This is a genomic window from Nocardiopsis dassonvillei (assembly GCF_964273065.1).
Lineage (GTDB): Bacteria > Actinomycetota > Actinomycetes > Streptosporangiales > Streptosporangiaceae > Nocardiopsis > Nocardiopsis dassonvillei_B.
The window spans coordinates 6,207,432-6,225,772 of sequence record NZ_OZ186815.1 but is presented as its reverse complement, the minus strand read 5'-3'; the positions used below and the strand labels follow the sequence as shown (position 1 = coordinate 6,225,772).

Here is an 18,341-nt window from a genome sequence, read left to right as displayed (position 1 = left end):
CATGACCGCCGTATCCGGACCGACCCTGCCGGTGCCCGCCGAGCTCACCGCCGAGCACTGGGACCGCGCCTGCGACCTGCTGGCCGCCAAGATGGTCGCCGAGCTGTGCTTCGAGTACGCCCTGCGCCCCGAACCCGACGGGCCCGGCCGCTGGACGGCCGCCGTGGGCACCGCCCGCTACCGGTTCGGGGGGCGGCGCACCTCCCTGGACGGGTGGCGGGTCCTGCCCGGCGTGACCCGTGTCGGCGCCGACGGCGCCGAGGCCCCGGCGTCCCCGTTCACGCTGCTGCGCGACCTGGGCGCGGCCGGGATCGTGGACCCGGCGGTGGAGGCGTTCACCGTGGGCGAGCTGACCGCCACCCTGTCCGCCGACGCCCGGCTGGCCGTGGAGCGGCGCACCGCCGCCGACCTGGCCGACCTGGCCTACGCCGACCTGGAGGGGTACCAGACCGGGCACCCGTGGATCTTCGCCAACAAGGGGCGGGTGGGCTTCTCCGCACGCGACCGCGCGGAGTTCCCGCCCGAGGCGCGGCGGCCCGCGCGGATGCCCTGGATCGCGGTCCACTCCTCCCTGGCCGAGTACCACGCGGTGCCCGGCCTGGAACCGGAGGTCCTGCGCGCCCGGGAGCTGGGCGGGCCCCTCACCGCCCGGTTCACCGAACGGCTGGCCGCGGCCGGCGCCGACCCGGACGCGTTCGTGTGGCTGCCGGTGCACCCATGGCAGTGGGACGAGGTGGTGGTGCCGCTGTTCGCCGCCGAACTGGCCCGCGGGCTCATCGTCCCGCTGGGCGAGGCGGGGGACGACTACCTGCCCCAGCAGTCCATCCGCACGTTCACCAACCTGACCCGGCCGGACCGGTTCAATGTCAAGCTGTCGCTGGCCATCCTCAACACCATGGTCTACCGGGGCATCCCCACCGAGCTGTGCCGGGCCGCCCCGGTGAGCACCGGGTGGGTGCACGCGCTGCACGCCAAGGACACGTTCCTGGCCGAGCGGCACCGGGTGATCCTGCCCGGCGAGGTGGCCGCCGTCGCGGTGCGCCACCCGGTCCTGGAGGACATCCCGGACGCCCCGTACCGGCACCGGCAGCTGCTGGGCGCGCTGTGGCGCGAGCCGGTCTCCGAGTACCTGGACCCGGGCGAGCGGGCGCGCACCCTGGCCGCGCTGCTGCACGTGGACGGCGGGGGGCGGGCGTTCACCGCGGAGCTGGTGGAGCGCTCGGGGCTGTCCGCGGAGGAGTGGCTGGCCGCCCTGTTCGGGACGGTGCTGCCGCCGCTGCTGCACCTGCTCTACCGGTACGGGCTGGCCTTCAACCCGCACGGGGAGAACACGATCGTCGTCTACGACGAGCGCGACCGGCCGGTGCGGCTGGCGGTCAAGGACTTCGTGGACGACATGAAGCTGCTGGACACGGACCTGCCCGAGTACGAGGGGCTGCCCGCCGGGGCGCTGGGGGTGCTCATGCGCTTCGACGCCCGCGAGCTGACCTCGTCCGTGGCCAAGTCGCTGTTCATCGGGCACTTCCGGTACCTGGCGCCGCTGGTGGAGGAGCAGCTCGGGGTGGGCGAGGAGCGGTTCTGGGCGCTGGTGCGCGCCGAGATCGACCGGTACCAGGCCGAGTTCCCCGAGCTGGCCGACCGGTTCGCGCTGTTCGACCTGCTGGCTCCGGAGTACGAGCGGGTGTGCCTGAACCGGGAGCGGCTGCTGGGCGGCGGGTACCACGACCGCGCCGAGCGCGACGCCGAGTTCCACCTGGACGCCCCGCCGATCCCCAACCCGCTGCACACCCCCGGAGGGGACCGATGAGCCCGCTGGTCGGCGACGGACTGCCGCCCCTGTACGAGACCCTGCCGCCCTCTCCCCCGGCGCCGCCGTTCCCGGTGCCGCTGGAGCGGCTGCGCGCCGACGTGGAGTCGGGCGGGATCACCGACGTGATCGTGGCCCTGCCCGACCTCCAGGGGCGGGTGCAGGGCAGCCGGGTGGCCCCGCGCGACTTCGCCGAGCGGGTGCTGGAGAACGGGTTCGACGCCTGCCTGTACCTGCTGGCCACCGACGTGGAGATGGAGTCGCGGCCGGGGTACGCCACCGACCCGTGGGGCGGGGGGCTGGGCGACTTCGCGATCCTGCCCGACCCGGGGACGCTGCGCTACCTGCCGTGGGACCCGGGGACGGCGCTGGTGCTGGGCGACGCCCTGGACTCCGGCGGGCGGCCGGTGCCGGTGGCGCCGCGGCAGGTGCTCAAGGAGCAGCTGGAGCGGCTGGCCGAGCGGGGGTGGCGGGCGCTGGCGGGGACGGAGCTGGAGTTCCTGGTGTTCCGCGACTCCTACCAGGAGGCGTTCGAGGGCGGCTACCGGGGCCTGACCACCGCGACCCGGTTCAACTCCGACTACGCGCTGCCGGAGGTCACCGAGATCGACCCGCTGGTGCGGCGGATCCGCACCGCGATGGAGCGGACGGGGATGCGGGTGGAGTCGGCGCGCGGGGAGTGCCACCCGGGGCAGTACGAGATCGTGTTCCGGTACGACGACGCGCTGCGGACCTGCGACAACCACGTGGTGTACAAGGCGGGGGCCAAGGCGCTGGCGGCCCAGGCGGGCGTGGCGCTGACGTTCATGGCCAAGTACGACGAAGGGGAGGGGAACTCCTGCCACGTGCACCTGTCGCTGCGCGACGGGACGGGGGCGCCCGTGTTCGCCGACGACGGGTCGGGCCGGTACGGGATGTCCGAGCACATGGAGCACTTCGTGGCGGGCCAGCTGGCGTGCATGCGGGAGTTCGCGCTGCTGCACGCGCCCAACGTGAACTCGTTCAAGCGGCTGTCCCCGCAGGCCTACGCGCCGAGTTCGATCGCCTGGGGGCTGGACAACCGGACCTGCCCGGTGCGGGTGGTCGGGCAGGGGGAGTCGGCGCGGATCGAGTTCCGGGTGCCGGGCGGGGACGCGAACCCGTACCTGTCGGTGGCGGCGATCATCGCCGCGGGCCTGTACGGGATCGACCAGGCGCTGCCGTTGCCGGAGCCCACGGCGGGCGACGCGGGGGCGGCCCCGGACCTGCCGCGGCTGCCCGCCTCCCTGGAGGAGGCGGTCCTGGCCTGGGAGGACAGCGACGTCGCCCGCTCGGTCTTCGGCCCCGACATCGTCCGCCACTACGCGGCGGCGGGCCGGGCGGAGCTGGCGGCCTTCTCCGCCACCGTGACCGACTTCGAGCGCCGCCGCCACTTCGAACGCGGTTGATGCGCACGCCCCGCCGGGGCTCCCCGGCGGGGCGCCGGTCGTCCGCGGCGGCCAGACTGGACCGCATGCGAACTCTGTACCTCACCCTCTCCGGAGCCCTCACGACCCCGGAGGAGACCGCCCCCGATCTGGTCCGCCTGCTCCAGGGCGAGGGGTGGCGGATCACCGTGCTGTGCACACCGACGGGGACCTCCTTCCACGACCTCGACGCGCTGGAGGAACTCACCGGCGAACCGGTGCGCGTGGACTTCCGCCGCCCGGGGACCGGGGTGAGCCTGCCGCCGCCGAACGCGGTCCTGGCCTGCCCGTGGTCGTTCAACAGCACGAACAAGACGGCGCTCGGCATCACGGACACCTTCGCGGTCGCGCTGGTGTGCGAGATGATCGGGCGCGGTGTGCCGACGTTCCTGGTCCCCAAGGCCGGGGAGGCGCTCTCGGGGCACCCGGCCTGGGACCGCAGCCTCGGGCTCCTGGAGGAGATCTCCCACGTCACCCTTCTCCAGGACGCAACCCGCGGTCTCCCTGCCTGGCGCCGGGTCGCCGATGCGCTGGCCGGGGTTCCGACCGGCTGAGGCGGGCCTGAGCCGGTCGGAGCCGCTTCAGGTCCGCAAGGCCAGGTAGGTGCGAATGCGTTCGGCCAACTCGGCGAACTCCTCCTCGGCCGGTTCCGGAGGCGCGGCCGGGTAGTCCTCCGGCTCTGCCGGAAGAGGGCGGGGAACGAGGTTCAGGTAGGGGCGGACCAATGCCCCGGCGATCTGGTCCGGGTCGTCGTCCGCCCGGTCGCCCTGGTCTGCGAGCAGGTCCCCGCGCTGGCTGGCACTGGTGCGTTCAGGGGTGGCGGGCGGGATGCGCGGCTTGCGGTCTGCTCGGCGGGAGATGAAGAGTGCGGCCAGTGCGGTGGCCAGCAGCGCGGCGGTCAGGGCCCACACGTGTGCGGCCATGCTGCGGCAGGGCCGTCGGTGGCGGCCAGTAGTAGGGTGACGCAAGGTCTCCTCCTGACTGGTGCAGGCGGTGATCACGCCCCGGCCCGGTGTTCGCGCATCGGCCGGGGCACCTGTGTTTTCAGTTGTCGCGGGGGCGGGTGTCATTGGCCCTGCGGGGCTGCGCTTCCCGCCCGGACCGGTTCAGGCTGCGCTGGCCCAGGGGTTGCCGGTCAGGTCGTAGGCGAGGAAGAACCACACCTGGCGGTGGTCGGCGATGCCGTTGTCACCCCACGAAGTCGCCAGGGTGTCCACCAACGCCAGTCCTCGCCCCGATTCAGCGTTCGTGTCCAGCCCCTCCGGGTCCGCGACCAGGTGCTCGCTCCGCCCGTCGGGTGTGGTGCGCCCGTCCGGGTGCCCCTGGTCGATGCAGGTCAGGTGCAGCCCGGTGCGGCGGCGCTCGCAGCGCAGCGTGAAGGTCCCGAACGGCCGCCCCGAGAGGGAATGGGTCAACGCGTTGGCCGCCAGCTCCGAGCCGAGCAGAGTGAACAGGTACCGGTAATCGGTGTCCCGCTCGGCGGCGCTGGCATCCAAGAACGCCCTCACCAGCGGCATCAACTGCGGCGAGGACCCGAACTCGTAAGAGCGCACCTTGTAGTGAGGTCGGCAGGCGTTGGGGTTGAAGTAGTGGCGGCACCGCCGCGGTACCAGCTCCCCCAGCGGCAGGGTCACCTCCGGCAAAGACGGAAGCCCGGCGGCGTCCGGGGCACAGGTGTGTGCAGCGCTCAACGGCCTGCACAGGCCGGATGAACCCGTAGAGCTCGGCTTCATGAATGTTTCACCGGTTCCTTTCACGGAAGTGGATGGTGGCCACACACGAAAGGATGCGGCCCCGCCGATCCGCATCGCGAGGCTGTCCGGATAACCGGCGAATGTTCCAGAAGCACCTGGAATTCTCTGGAATCTCTCCACAACACTCCCCTGATGTGGTCAGATGTGACCATGACCCCCGACGAGCGCACCTTGAAGGTTTTCGGACGTGAATTACGCCGACTTCGCATCGAAGCGGAACTGACACAGGAAGCCATCGCCAGACGTGTCAGTCAGCGAGGAACGGCGATCAGCAATTCTCACATATCGGACATCGAAAATGGAAAGGCCATGGCCCGGCCATGGCTGCGCAATGTGCTTGATGAGATCCTGCATGCGGGCGGACGCCTGAACCGGCTGTGGGAAGAGCTGACTGGCTCAGGACGGCGCGCATGGCTGCACGAGATCACCGAGCGGACCCACCGCGCGGATGCCCTGTACGAGTACCAAGCGCTGGTATTCCCGGTCTATGTACAGACCGAGGCCTACTCCCGGGCCCTGATCCGGTACGGAGCTCCATGGCTGTCGGCGGACGAGATCTCCGAGCGGGCCCGGCAGAGGGCACAGCGTGCACAACAGATGGCCAAGGCCGCGTCCCCGGTGATCTGGCTGGTCGTCGACCAGTCACTGCTCATGCGCCGCTACGGCTCCGCCGCGGTGCAAAAGGATCAACTGGCCCACATCGTGGACTTGGTGGAGCGGGAGCGGATCAACCTTCTGGCGGTCCCGGTGGACGAGCCCAGGCACGCAGGGAACAACGGGCCGTTCAGGGTCATCACCTCGGCGGACCAGCCTGAGGTGGTCTATGTGGAATCGGCCCACCAGGGGCAGATCATCACCGCCACCAACGAGGTGGGACGCTATCGGATGTGGTTCGCGGCCTTGCAGGGCGTGGCCCGGGGGCCGGATGAAACACTGAGGGCCGTCCGAGACGAGATGAAGAGGATCAGCAGTGACTGAATGGCACAAGTCGTCATACAGCGGCGGCAACAACGAGTGCGTCGAGGTCCGTGAGCACGGCGGCGGCGCGGACGTGCGTGACACCGCACACCGCGAGCTCGGAGGACTGGCCTTCCCCCGCCACGAGTGGAACGGCTTTCTCTCCTCCCTCCAAAAGAACGGAGGCCACTGACCCGACCACGATGACCTGTCGGAAAGATCGAAGCCGCTGGCATCCGAGCCTCGCGACTCCAAAGAGATCCCGTTCAAACCGGCTTCCGACCACCTGGCGTAATAGCAGCTGCAACGGGGTTTAGTGATTGCGTCGAGGCCGCCAATCTGCCCTCGCGAGGTCGCCGTCCGTTTCTCCAAGCACCCCAGCAACGGAAACCTGCCCCTACCCTCCCAGAGTGGACCGCCTTCCTCCACTCCACTCGTGGTTAACATCCATGCCACCCCGACCCCACATCACCGACGCCCAAGAAGGACCATAGCCCTTGCCGGGCACTGCCTTGTTCCTGCGGCCCATAACGATGCTTTGTTCCTGGAATGACAGAACCTCGACACAGCAGGGGCCACAGGTTCGAGTCCTGTATAATGCACCCAGTATGACCAGTTCAGGGCATGTTCTGAAAAAATCCGGCACATGCCCTTCGTTGTGTCTGATCGTCGCTCGTCCGTGGCAGCGGACAGCATCAGGTGACCCTGACCATTCAATTCCGACACTAGGCAACACCTCAAGTCCAGGCGCCTTAGCCCGACTGAAGCTGACCGGATCACACAGGCCCGCTTCCAGAAGGGAGCCGTCCGGTACAGACCTTTGAGCAACGACACCCTCCCGCCTTCACGCCCAGGAGAGGTCACCACCTCACGCCGCCTCTACCCTGAAGCACCCCCACACGCTTTTAGAACTTTGCGTAGATGACCGGTCTCGGCCATCCAGAGGACACCACAGCTCCCCCCATGCGAGAATGTCGCACCTCAACATGATTCCAGCAACCACCAAGTGGAAAATGCCTGAACCGTGACTCGAAAATCAGTAATATTCTCCATTATATCTCTCTCAATACTTCCAATCCTGACGATTCCTTTTTTTGGAATCGAAAGGACAGCATGGATCGCATCAATAACCGCAGTCCCGCTGGCATCCCTAATTGCACTTCACACTTCAATGCAGTCAAGCCAGAAAAATGAAGACACACAACAGGCAGGAACAAAAACAACCACCCCGGCCAAAAAAGGAGAAACTCCAAACCAAGAACCAACGAAAAGAATCAACCCTTCGACACAGGTCAAAGTTGAGCAGTATGCAAATCCCCTCATCACAACTACTCTATTTGGAATCTCCAGCGGCTTCACCTCGCTATTAGTGAACGCAACCCACGGAGGCTGGTACGCCGCAGCATGCGGAATGGCACTAATGTTTGGATCGGGGGTCATGTATGAGAAATGGACTTTAACCGCAAAAAAGGATCTACATCACACCTTCGGAACCCATATTGCAACCAACGCATGCCTTTTTGGGCTAATCGTAGCCCCGAGCCTCACCGGGGGAGCCGAGCAGCTGGCTGCATCCCTTACCGGCACGGGTCCCGAAAATTTTGGGACCCTCATCGGAGTCATCGCCCAAGGAGCAGTGCCAGCCGCAATTTCTTTCCGCCTTGGGATGCTCACAGCCGGAGGGTACGAGGCTCGAAATAAAAAGAATGACAGCCAACGACAAAAAGAACGCGAAGAAGACTGGAAGAAAATACGGCCCCACATTGGCCCTGCATTCTCAATGGCCTCCTTCGCCTTCATTGGCAGCTGGCTAATCTCTGCACTGTTCAACCACCCTGAATATGGGGCCACGATCGGCTTCATTATGGCACTGATAATAATATCCGCAGACATCAGCACAAGAAGCGCCGACCTCAGACAATGATAACAATCCAGAGCTTGAAATGATTGATATTTACCAACAGGGGGTTCCTCATTCCGGGAGAACCAGTTTCATAAGATCAGCGATTCAGGCACCGCACAGTGAGCCTTTTCATCGTGCTTCGCGGAGTCGAAGCACCAGCACAGCGCGGGTGATCCGGCCGGCCTAGTGCGGGCAGCAGCGTAGGCGGCGCAGGACGGTCCAGTTCTTGAGCTGGGCGATCGCGCGTTCGCCGGGTGCGCGGAGCTTGGCGTGGACGGAGTTGGCGTCCCTCTTCCACTGGAGCTTGCCGCGCCCCTTGAACGGGCAGAACACCACCTCGGCCAAACCGACATAACCCTTGTCGCCCAGGCCGATGAACCCTGCCGCCTCGATGCGCTCGGCGATCTGCCAGATCCGGGCGGCCCTGGTGTCGTGCACCGTGCCGGGCAGCGACCACGAGGTCCACACCGGCTCGCCGTCGGGGGCGGACACGATCTGGATGTCCATGCCGTGCCGGAGGAGAAGGGCCGGTCGGCGGCGAGGCGGTCGCAGGCGATGAGGGTGCCGTCCACGATCACGTATCCGTGGCCGCTGCCGCGGGCACGGCGCAGCCCCTGTTCCAGGGTGGAGGCCTGGGTGGCGAGCAGGCGGGTGCTCTCGCGCACGTACCCTCATGCGGTTGCGGTGCTGATGCCGGATCCGGCCGCGACCCGGGCGAAGGGCTCACCCTTGTACAGGTGGACCAGCACGAGCAGGGCCTGAACGGCCGGGTCGAGCCTGCGCCACCGGGATCGGGTCCGGGCGCGGTGGGCGCGGATGGTGCGGGCGGCCAGGTTGAGGGTGCGGCGTGACAACGGCAAGGCGGCGCGGTAGAACAGCATCAGAGCCCTTGGGATTCAGGTCTTCGTGGTTGTTGACCCGTTCACCAGGGGCTTCTTGCTGTCAGGGGTGGTTCCCAGTGGCCGGTACGCGGCTGTGACCTGCACTTTCAGGCTGAAAAAGGTTCAGTCTTAGGACGAGGGCTTCCTCGTCGGGGGTGAGCAGGCGGGGACGGCCTCCCGCCCACATAGGGTCCAGGCAGCTCAGTCCTTGGGTGTTGAAGGCGTGGATGGCCTCGCGGACGGTTCTCTCGTCGGCGGCGACCAGGCTGGCGATAACCGGGGCGGTGTTGCTGCTGGTCGAGGCCAGGATGATCATCGCCCGCCGGTAGCGCACGGTGTTGGTGCTGCCTCGGCGGACGATGTGTTGCAGTTTTCGGCTTTCGGGGTCGGTGAGTCTGCGGGCTTTGAGGGATGCGGACGCCGCGGCTCCCAGGGACGACTGCTGGTGTTGCGGTCAACTCTGACACCGATCACTCACCCGGGCGAACCTTTCCGGACACAGCACTAGGTCCAATAGGCGACCCTGTCAGCGGACCACGCGGTAGCGGAGGTAGGCCACCTTCGAGGAACCGACCGGGCGGGACTCGACCAGGTCCAGGTCCACGTGGCGTTCGGCCCGGGGGAAGAACGGGGTGCCGCCGCCGACCAGCACCGGGTACACCCGGAGCCGGTACTCGTCGACCAGGCCCAGCGCGGCCGCCTCGGCGGCCAGGATGGCCCCGCCGATCGCGATGTCGCCCTCCCCCGGCTCGGCCCGCAGCCGCTCGACCTCCTGCGCCAGGCCGCCGGACGCCAGGCGGGTGCGGCCCCGTACCTCGGAGAGCGTGGTGGAGAAGACCACCTTGGGCAGCGCCCGCCAGAGCTCGGCGAACGCGCGCGTCGGGTGGTCGTGTTCCGGGTGCTGGTCGGCCGTCTCCCAGTACGTCATCGTCTCGTACAGCCGCCGCCCCAGCAGGTAGGCGCCGGTCCGGCGCACCTCGTCGGTGGCCAGGTCGAACACATCCCGGTCGGGCGCCGACCAGTTGAATCCGCCGTCCGGCCCGGCGATGTAGCCGTCGAGCGAGACGCCCATCGAACAGGTCACGTTGCGCATCGGAGGTTCCTCCTCGGTTCCGGGTTCGACGGTACGACCACCGGATCCGGCGGAACTCATCGCGACGCGCGGAGATTCCACGCAGAGAACCGCCCCGCCGGACCCGGTCCGGCGGGGCTCGGTGTGCACAGGCGCTACAGGGCCTCGGCCAGGGCGGTGTCGACCGCCGCCTGGAGGCGTCTGCGCAGGGCCGCGCCCTCGGCGCGGTCGGTGCGCACCTCCACGATGCGCACCCCCTCCCCCAGCAGCGCCTTGGGCAGGTCGGTGGCCCACTCCAGGTGGACGTAGGGCACGTCCGCCATCGCCGCCACCCGCTCCATCGTCACCCCGTGCGGGGTCCCGAAGACCCGCTCGAAGTCGGGGTGCCCGGCCTGCTCCAGACCGGAGAAGATCCCGCCGCCGTCGTTGTTGACCACCACGATCGCCAGGTCCGGGCGCGGCTCCCCCGGCCCGATGACCAGCCCGTTCTGGTCGTGCAGCACCGCGAGGTCGCCCAACAGGGCGAACGCCCCCGCGGCCGGGTCTGCGGCCTGGTGGGCCAGTGCGGCGCCGATGGCCGTGGACACGGTGCCGTCGATGCCGCTCACGCCCCGGTTGCCGACCAGGCGCACCCCGCAGCGGGCCCGCATCGTGGCGTCCAGGTCGCGGATGGGCATGCTCGACCCGGCGAACAGCAGCGACCCCGCGGCCAGGTGCGACACCAGGTCGCGGGCCAGCCGGGGCTCGGTCAGCGTCTCCTGCTCGTCCAGCACCGCGTCCAGGGCGGTGCGGGCGGCGGACTCGGCCCGCCACCACAGCCGCGACCAGTCGGTGCGGCGCGGGTCCTCGAAGGACAGCCCCGCCGGGGCCGCGACGGCGGCCGCCACGTCGGTGGCGGTGCGCGCCGGGTCGGCGAACCCGGTGGGCAGCGACGCGCCCGGGTCGCCCAGCGCCCCGGCGGTGACCACCACGTGGCGGCGGGCCCGGCGCAGGAACGCCAGGGTCTGCCGCGAAAGGTTGGGCCGCCCCACGCTGACCACCAGGTCCGGGGCCGGTCCCGCGGCGATCGCCGGGGACGCCAGCAGCTGCCGGTAGGTGGAGACCGCGCCCACCCGTCGGGCGTTGGACGTGGGCTCGGCCAGCAGCGGCCACCCGGTCAGCTCGGCCAGCGCCAGGAACGGCACCGGGTCGTAGTCGCCGTCACCGCACACGATCACGCCGCGCTCGACGTCGGGCAGGACGAACGGAGGCGGTTCGGCGGCCGGACCCGGGCGGGAGATCCACGGCGCCCCCCCGGCCCGCCCCTCCAGGGGCTCGGGCCACTCCCCGCCCGGGCCGTCGGGGGTGAGCGGGTCGCGGAACGCCACGTTGAGGTGCACCGGTCCGGGCCGTCCGCCCCGGGCGGCGCCCCAGGCGCGCCCCACCAGCGAACGCCAGTAGGCGACCATCCCCGGTACCGGGTCGGGTGTGCCGACCTCGGCGAACATCCGCACCGCGCCGCCGTACAGGCCGATCTGGTCGACGGTCTGGTTGGCGCCGGTGCCGCGCAGCTCCGGCGGCCGGTCGGCGGTCAGCACCAGCAGCGGCACCCCGCTCTCGTCGGCCTCCAGCACCGCGGGGTGGAAGTTGGCGGCGGCGGTCCCGGAGGTGCACACCACGGCCACCGGGCTGCGCGACGACCGGGCCAGCCCCAGCGCGAGGAAGGACGCCGACCGCTCGTCCACACGCACGTGCACCCGGACCCCGGGGTGGGAGACCAGGGCGAGCGCGAGCGGCGTCGAGCGCGACCCCGGCGCGACGACGGCCTCGGTCAGGCCGCAGCGGGCCAGTTCATCGACGAGGACCCGCGCCAGGGCGGTAGACGGATTCATCCACAAGGCTTTCGTTCGTCAGCTATGTACCAAGTATCACCGCAGGGTGCCGGTGTGCCGCACGGCACCCCTGATCTCGCGGGCGCACACCTTCCAGTGAACCCCGTTCGGGCGTGGACGGCGAACGCCCGGGGTTGTGATCCGTGTCCCGGGCGGATCAGCCGCCCTCGGCGGCGATGGCGGCCTCGGCACGGGCGCGCCAGGGCGCGGGGTCGGCCTCGACCGCGCTCAACCGCTCCTCATCGACCTCTACCCGGCGCACGGGCAGGTACCCGTCCACGGGCAGCAGCGGGTCGGCGGTGACGTCGGCGGTGAGCATCTGCATGGTCGCCAGCCCGCACGCGTAGGGCAGCTCCGGCAGGGCGGCGGCCAGGGCCACACCGGCGGCCAGGCCCACCGACGTCTCGACGGCGCTGGAGACCACCACCGGCAGTCCGCAGGCCTCGGCGACCCGCAGGGCGGCGCGGACCCCGCCCAGGGGCTGCACCTTGAGCACGACGATGTCGGCGGCGTCGGCGGCGCGCACCTTCAGCGGGTCCTCGGCCCGGCGGACCGACTCGTCGGCGGCCACCGGCACGTCCACCCGGCGGCGCACCGCGGCGAGCCCGTCCAGGGTGGCGCAGGGCTGCTCGACGTACTCCAGCCCGTACCGGTCCAGGGCGCGGACCATCCGGACCGCCGTGTCCACGTCCCAGCCGCCGTTGGCGTCGACGCGCAGCCTCCCCGCGGGGCCCAGCGCGTCGCGCACGGCCTCCACCCGCTCCAGGTCCCGGGCCGGGTCCTGGCCCCGCTCGGCGACCTTCACCTTGGCGGTGGCGCAACCGCCCGCCGCGACGATCGCGTGCGCCTTCGCGGGGTCCACGGCCGGGACGGTGACGTTGACCGCGACCCGGTCGCGCACCGGGGCGGGCCAGCCCAGGTGGGCGGCCTCGTGGCAGGCCGCCCACCAGCGGGCGCACTCGCGCGGCCCGTACTCGGCGAAGGGGGAGAACTCGCCCCATCCGGCGGGGCCGCGCACCAGCATGCCCTCGCGCACGGTGATGCCGCGGAACCGGTCGCGCAGGCCGATGGCGAAGGCCCGGCCCGCCGCGGGGCCGGTGTCCGCGGCGGGGTCGGCGGTCGGTGTCACGGGCGGCGCGGGAACTTCTCGAACTCCGGACGGCGCTTCTCCTTGAAGGCGTCCCGGCCCTCCTGGGCCTCCTCGCTCATGTAGTAGAGCATGGTGGCGTCACCGGCGAACTGCTGCATCCCGGCGGCGCCGTCGCTGACGGCGTTGATGGCGCCCTTGAGCATGCGCAGCGCCAGCGGGGACTTCTCCAGCAGCTCGCGGGCCCAGGAGACGGTCTCCCTCTCCAGGTCGGCCAGCGGGACCACCGTGTTGATCATGCCCATGTCCAGCGCCTCCTGGGCGCTGTACTGGCGGCACAGGTACCAGATCTCGCGGGCCTTCTTCAGGCCGACGGTCTCGGCGAGCAGCCAGGAGCCGTAGCCGCCGTCGAAGGAGCCGACCTTGGGGCCGGTCTGGCCGAACTTGGCGTTGTCGGCGGCGATGGTGAGGTCGCAGCACACCTGGAGCACGTTGCCGCCGCCGATGGACCACCCGGCGACCATGGCGATGACGGGCTTGGGCAGGCGGCGGATCTGCACCTGCAGGTCCAGGACGTTGAGCCGGCCGATGCCCTGGCGGGCCACGGCGTCGTCGCCGATGTAGCCGTCGTCGCCGCGGATCTTCTGGTCGCCGCCGGAGCAGAACGCCTGGTCGCCGGCGCCGGTGAAGATGATCACGCCGACCTCGGAGTCGTCGCGGGCGATGTTGAACGCCTGCTGGAGCTCGAAGAGGGTCTGCGGCCGGAACGCGTTGTGCCGCTCGGGCCGGTTGATCGTGATCTTGGCGATGCCCTCCGCGGTCTCGTAGATGATGTCGGAATACTCGCCCGACCGCTGCCAGTCGATCACGCTGCTCACGGCTACTGCTTCTCCTCACGGGACATCGGAACGGCGGGTGCACGGGCCGACTCCAGCGGAACCGGCGACCCCCGCGTCAACCCTACGCATTGTGCCAGGCCGACGGGGACGACCGGGTACGGCCCCCGCGGGGCGCGGCGGGCGTACCCTTGTGCCCCGTGGCTTCCGCGAACCTTCCCGACGTCCCCGACCCGGCGACCGCCGGCGGTCCCGCCCTGCGCGCCGCCGTGGGCCTGGAGCCGGGTCACCTGTCCGACCTGCTGGCCGCGGCCCTGGAGGGCGGCGGACCGGCGCTGATGCCGGTGCCCGCCGGGACCCCCGACGCCCGGGTCCGGGACCTGCTCGCCGCGATGCGCCCCTCCTCGGTGCTGACCCCGCGGGGGGAGACTCCGCTGGAGGGCGGTGCGCCCGCCGCTCCCGGGACGGCCCTGGTGGTCACCACGTCGGGGTCGACGGGTGCCCCCAAGGGGGTGGAGCTGTCGGCGGCGGCGCTGCGCGCCTCGGCGCGGGCCTCGGTGGCGCGGATCGGCGCCCGGCCGGAGGACTCCTGGCTGTGCGTGCTGCCCGCCGGGCACATCTCCGGCCTCCAGGTGATGCTGCGCGCGCTGGTGATGGGCACCGAGGCGGTGCACGCCCCGTTCTCGGTGGAGGAGGTGCTCTCCCGGGCGGAGGGGGTCCGCCCGCACGTGTCCCTGGTGCCGACCCAGCTGCGGCGGCTGGTGGCAGCCGGGGCGGACCTGTCGGCGTTCGGGGTGATCCTGCTGGGCGGGGCGGCCGCCGAGCCGGGGCTGCTGGCCGCGGCCCGCGCCGCCGGGGGCCGGGTGGTCACCACCTACGGCATGAGCGAGACCTGCGGCGGCTGCGTCTACGACGGGGTCCCGCTGGACGGGGTGGGGGTGGGGATCGACGCCCCGGGCCCGGACGGTTCGGGCCGGGTGCTGCTGTCGGGCCCCACGCTGCTCACCCGCTACCGGACCGCCCCGCAGGGCCCGGCGGAACCCGGTCCGGAGACCTCCGCCGACGGGACCCGGGTGCTGCGCACCAACGACCTGGGGCGCTGGGACGGGGAGCGGCTGACGGTGCTGGGCCGGATGGACGAGGTGATCAACACCGGCGGCCACAAGGTGGTGCCGGGCCAGGTCAACGCGCTGGTCGCGGCCGACCCGGCGGTGGCCGAGTCGGTGGTGGTGGGCCGCCCCGACCCCGAGTGGGGCGAGCGGGTGTGCGCGGTGGTGGTGCCGGCCGACCCGGCCGACCCGCCCTCCCTGGACCACCTGCGCGCGGTGGTGCGCGACCGGCTGCCCGCCTACGCGGCGCCGCGCGAACTGGAGGTGCGCGACCGGCTGCCGATGCTGGCCTCGGGCAAGCCGGACCTGGTGGCGCTGCGCCGCGGGTGAGCCCCGGCGCGGCGGGCCGGCCCGGGCCCGGGCGGGGATCGGGCGGACCGGGGTCGGACATGTCCGGCAGACGGGGAACTTCCCTGCTCCTCCCGGCGTCTACCTGTGTATCCGGGCCACCCGTTCGCCCGGCTCCCACGGCCCCTCTGCCAAGGAGGTCCGCAGTTGGCGACAGCCACGAGTCCACCCGCCCACGCCCCTGCGCCCTCCCCCGCGCCCGGAGCGCCGCGCCCCGGCACGGCCGCCCGGGCGGACTCCCTTACCCGCTGTCTCACACCCCTGGCCACCGAACGCACGGTGATCTATACCACTCTGAAAGATATCCAATCGAGACGGGGAACATTTGACACCCCGACACGTTGGACATATTGGCGCGTCCAGTCGGCGGGAACCCTCCGCCACGTGCCACACGTCTTGGAAGGGAGGGAGGTGTCCGGATGACGAGCAAAGCCCGGACCCGTTCGGCGCCCGCCGACGGCACCGCTCCGTTCGCGGCCGACCGCGCGGCACTGACCGACCTGCTCACCCGCGGGCGCGCCCAGGGACACCTGTCCCTCACCGAACTGCGCACCGCCTTCTCCGCGGCCGGAGTCTCCGCCGGCGACGGCCGTGCCATCCTGCGTGAACTCACCGACCACGGGGTCCGGCTCGCCAACGGGGGCGACCACTCCGCACCGGTGGCCGAACCCGACGCCGAGGACGACGTGCTGGAAAACACTCTCATCGCGACGGTGCCCGACACCGACGAGGCACCCAAGGCCGTGACCGGCAAGGTGGCACCCCGCAAGGGCCCCTCCCCCCGGAGGAAGACCCGCACCACGCGGCGCACCAAGAAGACCGAGGACACCCAGGCCACCCTCGACCCGGAGACCGGCGAGGCCGACCTGGACGACCAGTCCCCCGCCATGGGCGACTCCGTCCACACCTACCTCAAGGCCATCGGCCGCCGCCAGCTGCTCACCGCCGAGCAGGAGGTCGAGCTGGCCAAGCGGGTCGAGGCCGGCCTCTACGCCGAGTACCGGCTGGGCCTGCACGGCGAGGTGGACCCCTCCGTGGAGATGGCCGAGGCCGAGCGCGAAGAGCTGGAGTGGATCGCCGAGGACGGCCGCAAGGCCAAGTCCCACATGCTGGAGGCCAACCTGCGCCTGGTGGTGTCGGTGGCCAAGAAGTACAGCGACCGGGGCATGTCGCTGCTGGACGTGGTGCAGGAGGGCAACCTCGGGCTGATCCGCGCGGTCGAGAAGTTCGACTACACCAAGGGCTTCAAGTTCTCCACCTACGCCATGTGGTGGATCCGCCAGGCCATCCAGCGCGGCTTCGCCGACTCGGCGCGCACCATCCGCCTGCCCGTCCACGTGCTGGAGCTGCTGAGCAAGGTCAGCCGCCTGGAGCGCGACATGCACCAGGCGCTGGGCCGGGAGCCCACCCCGGAGGAGCTGGCGCTGGAGCTGGACAAGACCCCGGCGCAGATCGAGGAGCTGCTGCGGGTCACCCGCCAGCCCATCAGCCTGGACTCCACCATCGGCGAGGACGGCGAGACCCGGATCGGCGACCTCATCGAGGACGTGGACGCCTCGGAGGCCTCCGAGGTGGTCGACCGCCAGCTCATGGCCGACCAGCTGCGCAACGCCCTGTCCGACCTGGAGCCGCGCGAGGCGACCATCATGTCGCTGCGCTTCGGCCTCATGGACGGGCGGCCCCGCACCCTGGACGAGATCGGCAAGCACCTGGGCCTGACCCGCGAGCGCATCCGGCAGCTGGAGAAGCAGTCGCTCTCCAAGCTGCGCCACCCGAGCCGCGCCCAGCAGCTGCTCGACTTCGCCAGCTGACCGGCACGAGGGGCCGCCTCCCGCGAGGGGGCGGCCCCTCGTCGTGTCCGGGGTCGGGGTGTTCCCTGAATCTTCCCTGGTATCGGCTCCCCGAGAGGGCGCGGCGGGTGCGGCGGTGCCACGATGGGGGGATGACCGACAGCATCTCCCAGCGGCAGGCCGAGATCGCCGCCGCCCTGCGGGCCGGGCGCGAGCTCGGCCCGGAGTACGACGACGCCCTGGCGGCCTCCCTGGTCGAGCGCATCGACGCCGCCATCGACACCAGCGTCCGCAGCCACCTGGACCGCAGGCAGGGGGAGCACCGGGGCAGGACGGGGGTGCCCTCCAACACGGTGCGGCTGGTGCTGTCCCTGGTGTGCCTGGGCGTGAGCATCCCCGTCACCGGCATGGCCGCCGCCCTGGTCGGCGGGCCCGCGGCCCTCGCCGCCGTGTGGGTCGGCCTGATCCTCTTCTACATCGTCTCCGTGACGGGCCTGCGCCGCTGAGCGGGCGGCCCCGCGGGGCTCAGCCCGGGGGCTGCACGGAGTCCAGTGCGGCGCGCAGGATGTCCACGGCCTCGTCGCGGTCCAGCCCCACCCGGGAGATGACCTCGGCGTAGGCGCGGGCCGCGGCGAGCGCCTCCGCGCGCTGGTCGTCCCCCGCTGCGGCGATGAAGGTGCCCGAGCGGCCGCGGGTCTCGACGACCCCGGCCTGCTCCAGCTCCCGGTAGGCGCGGGCCACGGTGTTGACCGCCACCGACAGGCGGCCGGCCAGCGCCCGCACCGTCGGCAGCCGGTATCCGACCGGGAGCTCCCCGGCGGCGGCCGCCATCGCCACGGTCGTCCTGATCTGTTCGTAGGGCGGTACCTTCGACGTCGGGTCGACGCGGATGAAATCCGCCATCTCCTCCTGCGCTCCCCACGTTCGGCGTTCGTGCTCCGGGCCCCATACCCGTTCGAGCCCAAAACTACCGCGCGTGGCGGGCCCCGCGCCCGCGGGGCGCGGGGCGGCGCCGACGTCAGGCCACGCCGACCACCCGGGGCACCCGCTGCACGCCGTGCAGGCGGTGCGCCTCACGGGCGGTGAGCAGCCGCTCGGCGACCTCGGTCGCCACGCGCACCTCGGGCCGGGCCAGCCGCTTGCGCCGGTAGAGGCGGTCCCGGTAGCCCCTCTCCCCGACGAGCACGCGCTCACGGGCGTAGGCGGCCCGCATCGCCTCGGTGAGCGCGGTGTCCAGCACCAGCCCGCGCTCGTGCAGCTCCTCCGCGGAGGCCCCCGACGTGCGGGCGTCCTCCAGCGCCGCCTGGGCGTCCGCCACCTCGCGCAGCAGTCCGTCCAGCCGCGCTGCCCGCTCACGGTCGGCGGTCAGGCTCTCCCGCGCCTGCGCCGTGCCACGTCCGCCAAGTCCCATCGCTCGCTCCGATCACCTGGTACACCGTCAAGAGCACTGTAATGGTGACGTAGATCATGGGGCGACCCGG

Annotated in this window: 17 protein-coding genes and 2 pseudogenes; 9 read left to right on the top strand and 10 right to left on the bottom strand. The window is 71.0% G+C overall.

The features are described from left to right. Position 1: 1 nt before the first annotated feature. The 3 genes from ACSUPR_RS27665 (at position 2) to ACSUPR_RS27655 (ending at position 3,806) form a co-directional block, all read left to right on the top strand. Complete coding sequence (locus ACSUPR_RS27665; RefSeq protein WP_436887795.1) at positions 2-1,807, top strand: IucA/IucC family protein; 1,806 nt, start codon at positions 2-4, stop codon at positions 1,805-1,807. After that, complete coding sequence (locus ACSUPR_RS27660; RefSeq protein ID WP_436887793.1) at positions 1,804-3,234, top strand: glutamine synthetase family protein; 1,431 nt, start codon at positions 1,804-1,806, stop codon at positions 3,232-3,234. Before ACSUPR_RS27665 ends, ACSUPR_RS27660 begins: the two co-directional genes overlap by 4 nt. Before the next feature lie 65 nt (positions 3,235-3,299). After that, positions 3,300-3,806 (top strand): flavoprotein, encoded by a 507-nt coding sequence (locus tag ACSUPR_RS27655; RefSeq protein ID WP_436887792.1) that lies wholly within the window; start codon positions 3,300-3,302, stop codon positions 3,804-3,806. A gap of 27 nt (positions 3,807-3,833) precedes the next feature. Here ACSUPR_RS27655 and ACSUPR_RS27650 read toward each other — a convergent pair whose 3' ends face one another. Beyond that, positions 3,834-4,175: a hypothetical protein gene (locus ACSUPR_RS27650; protein WP_436887790.1), complete on the bottom strand. Its 342-nt coding sequence runs from the start codon at positions 4,173-4,175 to the stop codon at positions 3,834-3,836. Between the two features lie 183 nt (positions 4,176-4,358). After that, positions 4,359-4,886 (bottom strand): ATP-binding protein, encoded by a 528-nt coding sequence (locus tag ACSUPR_RS27645; protein WP_436887788.1) that lies wholly within the window; start codon positions 4,884-4,886, stop codon positions 4,359-4,361. A gap of 270 nt (positions 4,887-5,156) precedes the next feature. Here ACSUPR_RS27645 and ACSUPR_RS27640 point away from each other — a divergent pair, with 270 nt between their 5' ends. From ACSUPR_RS27640 to ACSUPR_RS27630, 3 genes are all read left to right on the top strand, one after another. Beyond that, on the top strand, positions 5,157-5,984 hold the full coding sequence (locus ACSUPR_RS27640) for a helix-turn-helix domain-containing protein (RefSeq protein WP_436887786.1): 828 nt from the start codon (positions 5,157-5,159) through the stop codon (positions 5,982-5,984). Beyond that, on the top strand, positions 5,977-6,156 hold the full coding sequence (locus ACSUPR_RS27635) for a DUF397 domain-containing protein (RefSeq protein ID WP_436887784.1): 180 nt from the start codon (positions 5,977-5,979) through the stop codon (positions 6,154-6,156). Before ACSUPR_RS27640 ends, ACSUPR_RS27635 begins: the two co-directional genes overlap by 8 nt. An 831-nt stretch (positions 6,157-6,987) precedes the next feature. Beyond that, positions 6,988-7,887 (top strand): hypothetical protein, encoded by a 900-nt coding sequence (locus tag ACSUPR_RS27630; RefSeq protein WP_436887783.1) that lies wholly within the window; start codon positions 6,988-6,990, stop codon positions 7,885-7,887. 162 nt (positions 7,888-8,049) lie between these two features. On the opposite strand, the pseudogene ACSUPR_RS27625 reads toward ACSUPR_RS27630, so the two are convergent. The 6 genes and pseudogenes from ACSUPR_RS27625 to menB form a co-directional block, all read right to left on the bottom strand. After that, a pseudogene (locus tag ACSUPR_RS27625) lies at positions 8,050-8,747 on the bottom strand (transposase family protein). A gap of 97 nt (positions 8,748-8,844) precedes the next feature. Then, positions 8,845-9,180: pseudogene (locus ACSUPR_RS27620) on the bottom strand (helix-turn-helix domain-containing protein); the annotation flags it as partial. Between the two features lie 93 nt (positions 9,181-9,273). Beyond that, positions 9,274-9,840, bottom strand: coding sequence for a dihydrofolate reductase family protein (locus ACSUPR_RS27615; protein ID WP_436887782.1), 567 nt, complete (start codon positions 9,838-9,840; stop codon positions 9,274-9,276). A gap of 134 nt (positions 9,841-9,974) precedes the next feature. Continuing rightward, on the bottom strand, positions 9,975-11,690 hold the full coding sequence (gene menD / locus ACSUPR_RS27610; protein WP_436887781.1) for a 2-succinyl-5-enolpyruvyl-6-hydroxy-3-cyclohexene-1-carboxylic-acid synthase: 1,716 nt from the start codon (positions 11,688-11,690) through the stop codon (positions 9,975-9,977). A gap of 157 nt (positions 11,691-11,847) precedes the next feature. Continuing rightward, entirely contained in the window at positions 11,848-12,819 is a 972-nt protein-coding gene (locus ACSUPR_RS27605; RefSeq protein WP_436887779.1) for an o-succinylbenzoate synthase, read from the bottom strand. Then, a complete protein-coding gene (menB, locus tag ACSUPR_RS27600) occupies positions 12,816-13,655 on the bottom strand; it encodes a 1,4-dihydroxy-2-naphthoyl-CoA synthase (protein WP_436887777.1) in 840 nt (279 codons plus the stop codon). Before menB ends, ACSUPR_RS27605 begins: the two co-directional genes overlap by 4 nt. Positions 13,656-13,888: 233 nt before the next feature. On the opposite strand from menB, the gene ACSUPR_RS27595 reads away from it, so the two are divergent. From ACSUPR_RS27595 to ACSUPR_RS27585, 3 genes are all read left to right on the top strand, one after another. Beyond that, entirely contained in the window at positions 13,889-15,052 is a 1,164-nt protein-coding gene (locus tag ACSUPR_RS27595) for an AMP-binding protein (protein WP_436892166.1), read from the top strand. Between the two features lie 437 nt (positions 15,053-15,489). Beyond that, a complete protein-coding gene (locus ACSUPR_RS27590; RefSeq protein WP_436887775.1) occupies positions 15,490-16,881 on the top strand; it encodes an RNA polymerase sigma factor in 1,392 nt (463 codons plus the stop codon). Positions 16,882-17,012: 131 nt separating this feature from the next. Next, a complete protein-coding gene (locus ACSUPR_RS27585) occupies positions 17,013-17,366 on the top strand; it encodes a hypothetical protein (protein ID WP_436887773.1) in 354 nt (117 codons plus the stop codon). A gap of 19 nt (positions 17,367-17,385) precedes the next feature. Here ACSUPR_RS27585 and ACSUPR_RS27580 read toward each other — a convergent pair whose 3' ends face one another. Together ACSUPR_RS27580 and ACSUPR_RS27575 are read right to left on the bottom strand one after the other, a co-directional pair. Then, positions 17,386-17,763, bottom strand: coding sequence for a GntR family transcriptional regulator (locus ACSUPR_RS27580; protein WP_436887771.1), 378 nt, complete (start codon positions 17,761-17,763; stop codon positions 17,386-17,388). 115 nt (positions 17,764-17,878) lie between these two features. Further along, a complete protein-coding gene (locus ACSUPR_RS27575; RefSeq protein WP_436887769.1) occupies positions 17,879-18,271 on the bottom strand; it encodes a hypothetical protein in 393 nt (130 codons plus the stop codon). Positions 18,272-18,341 lie beyond the last annotated feature (70 nt).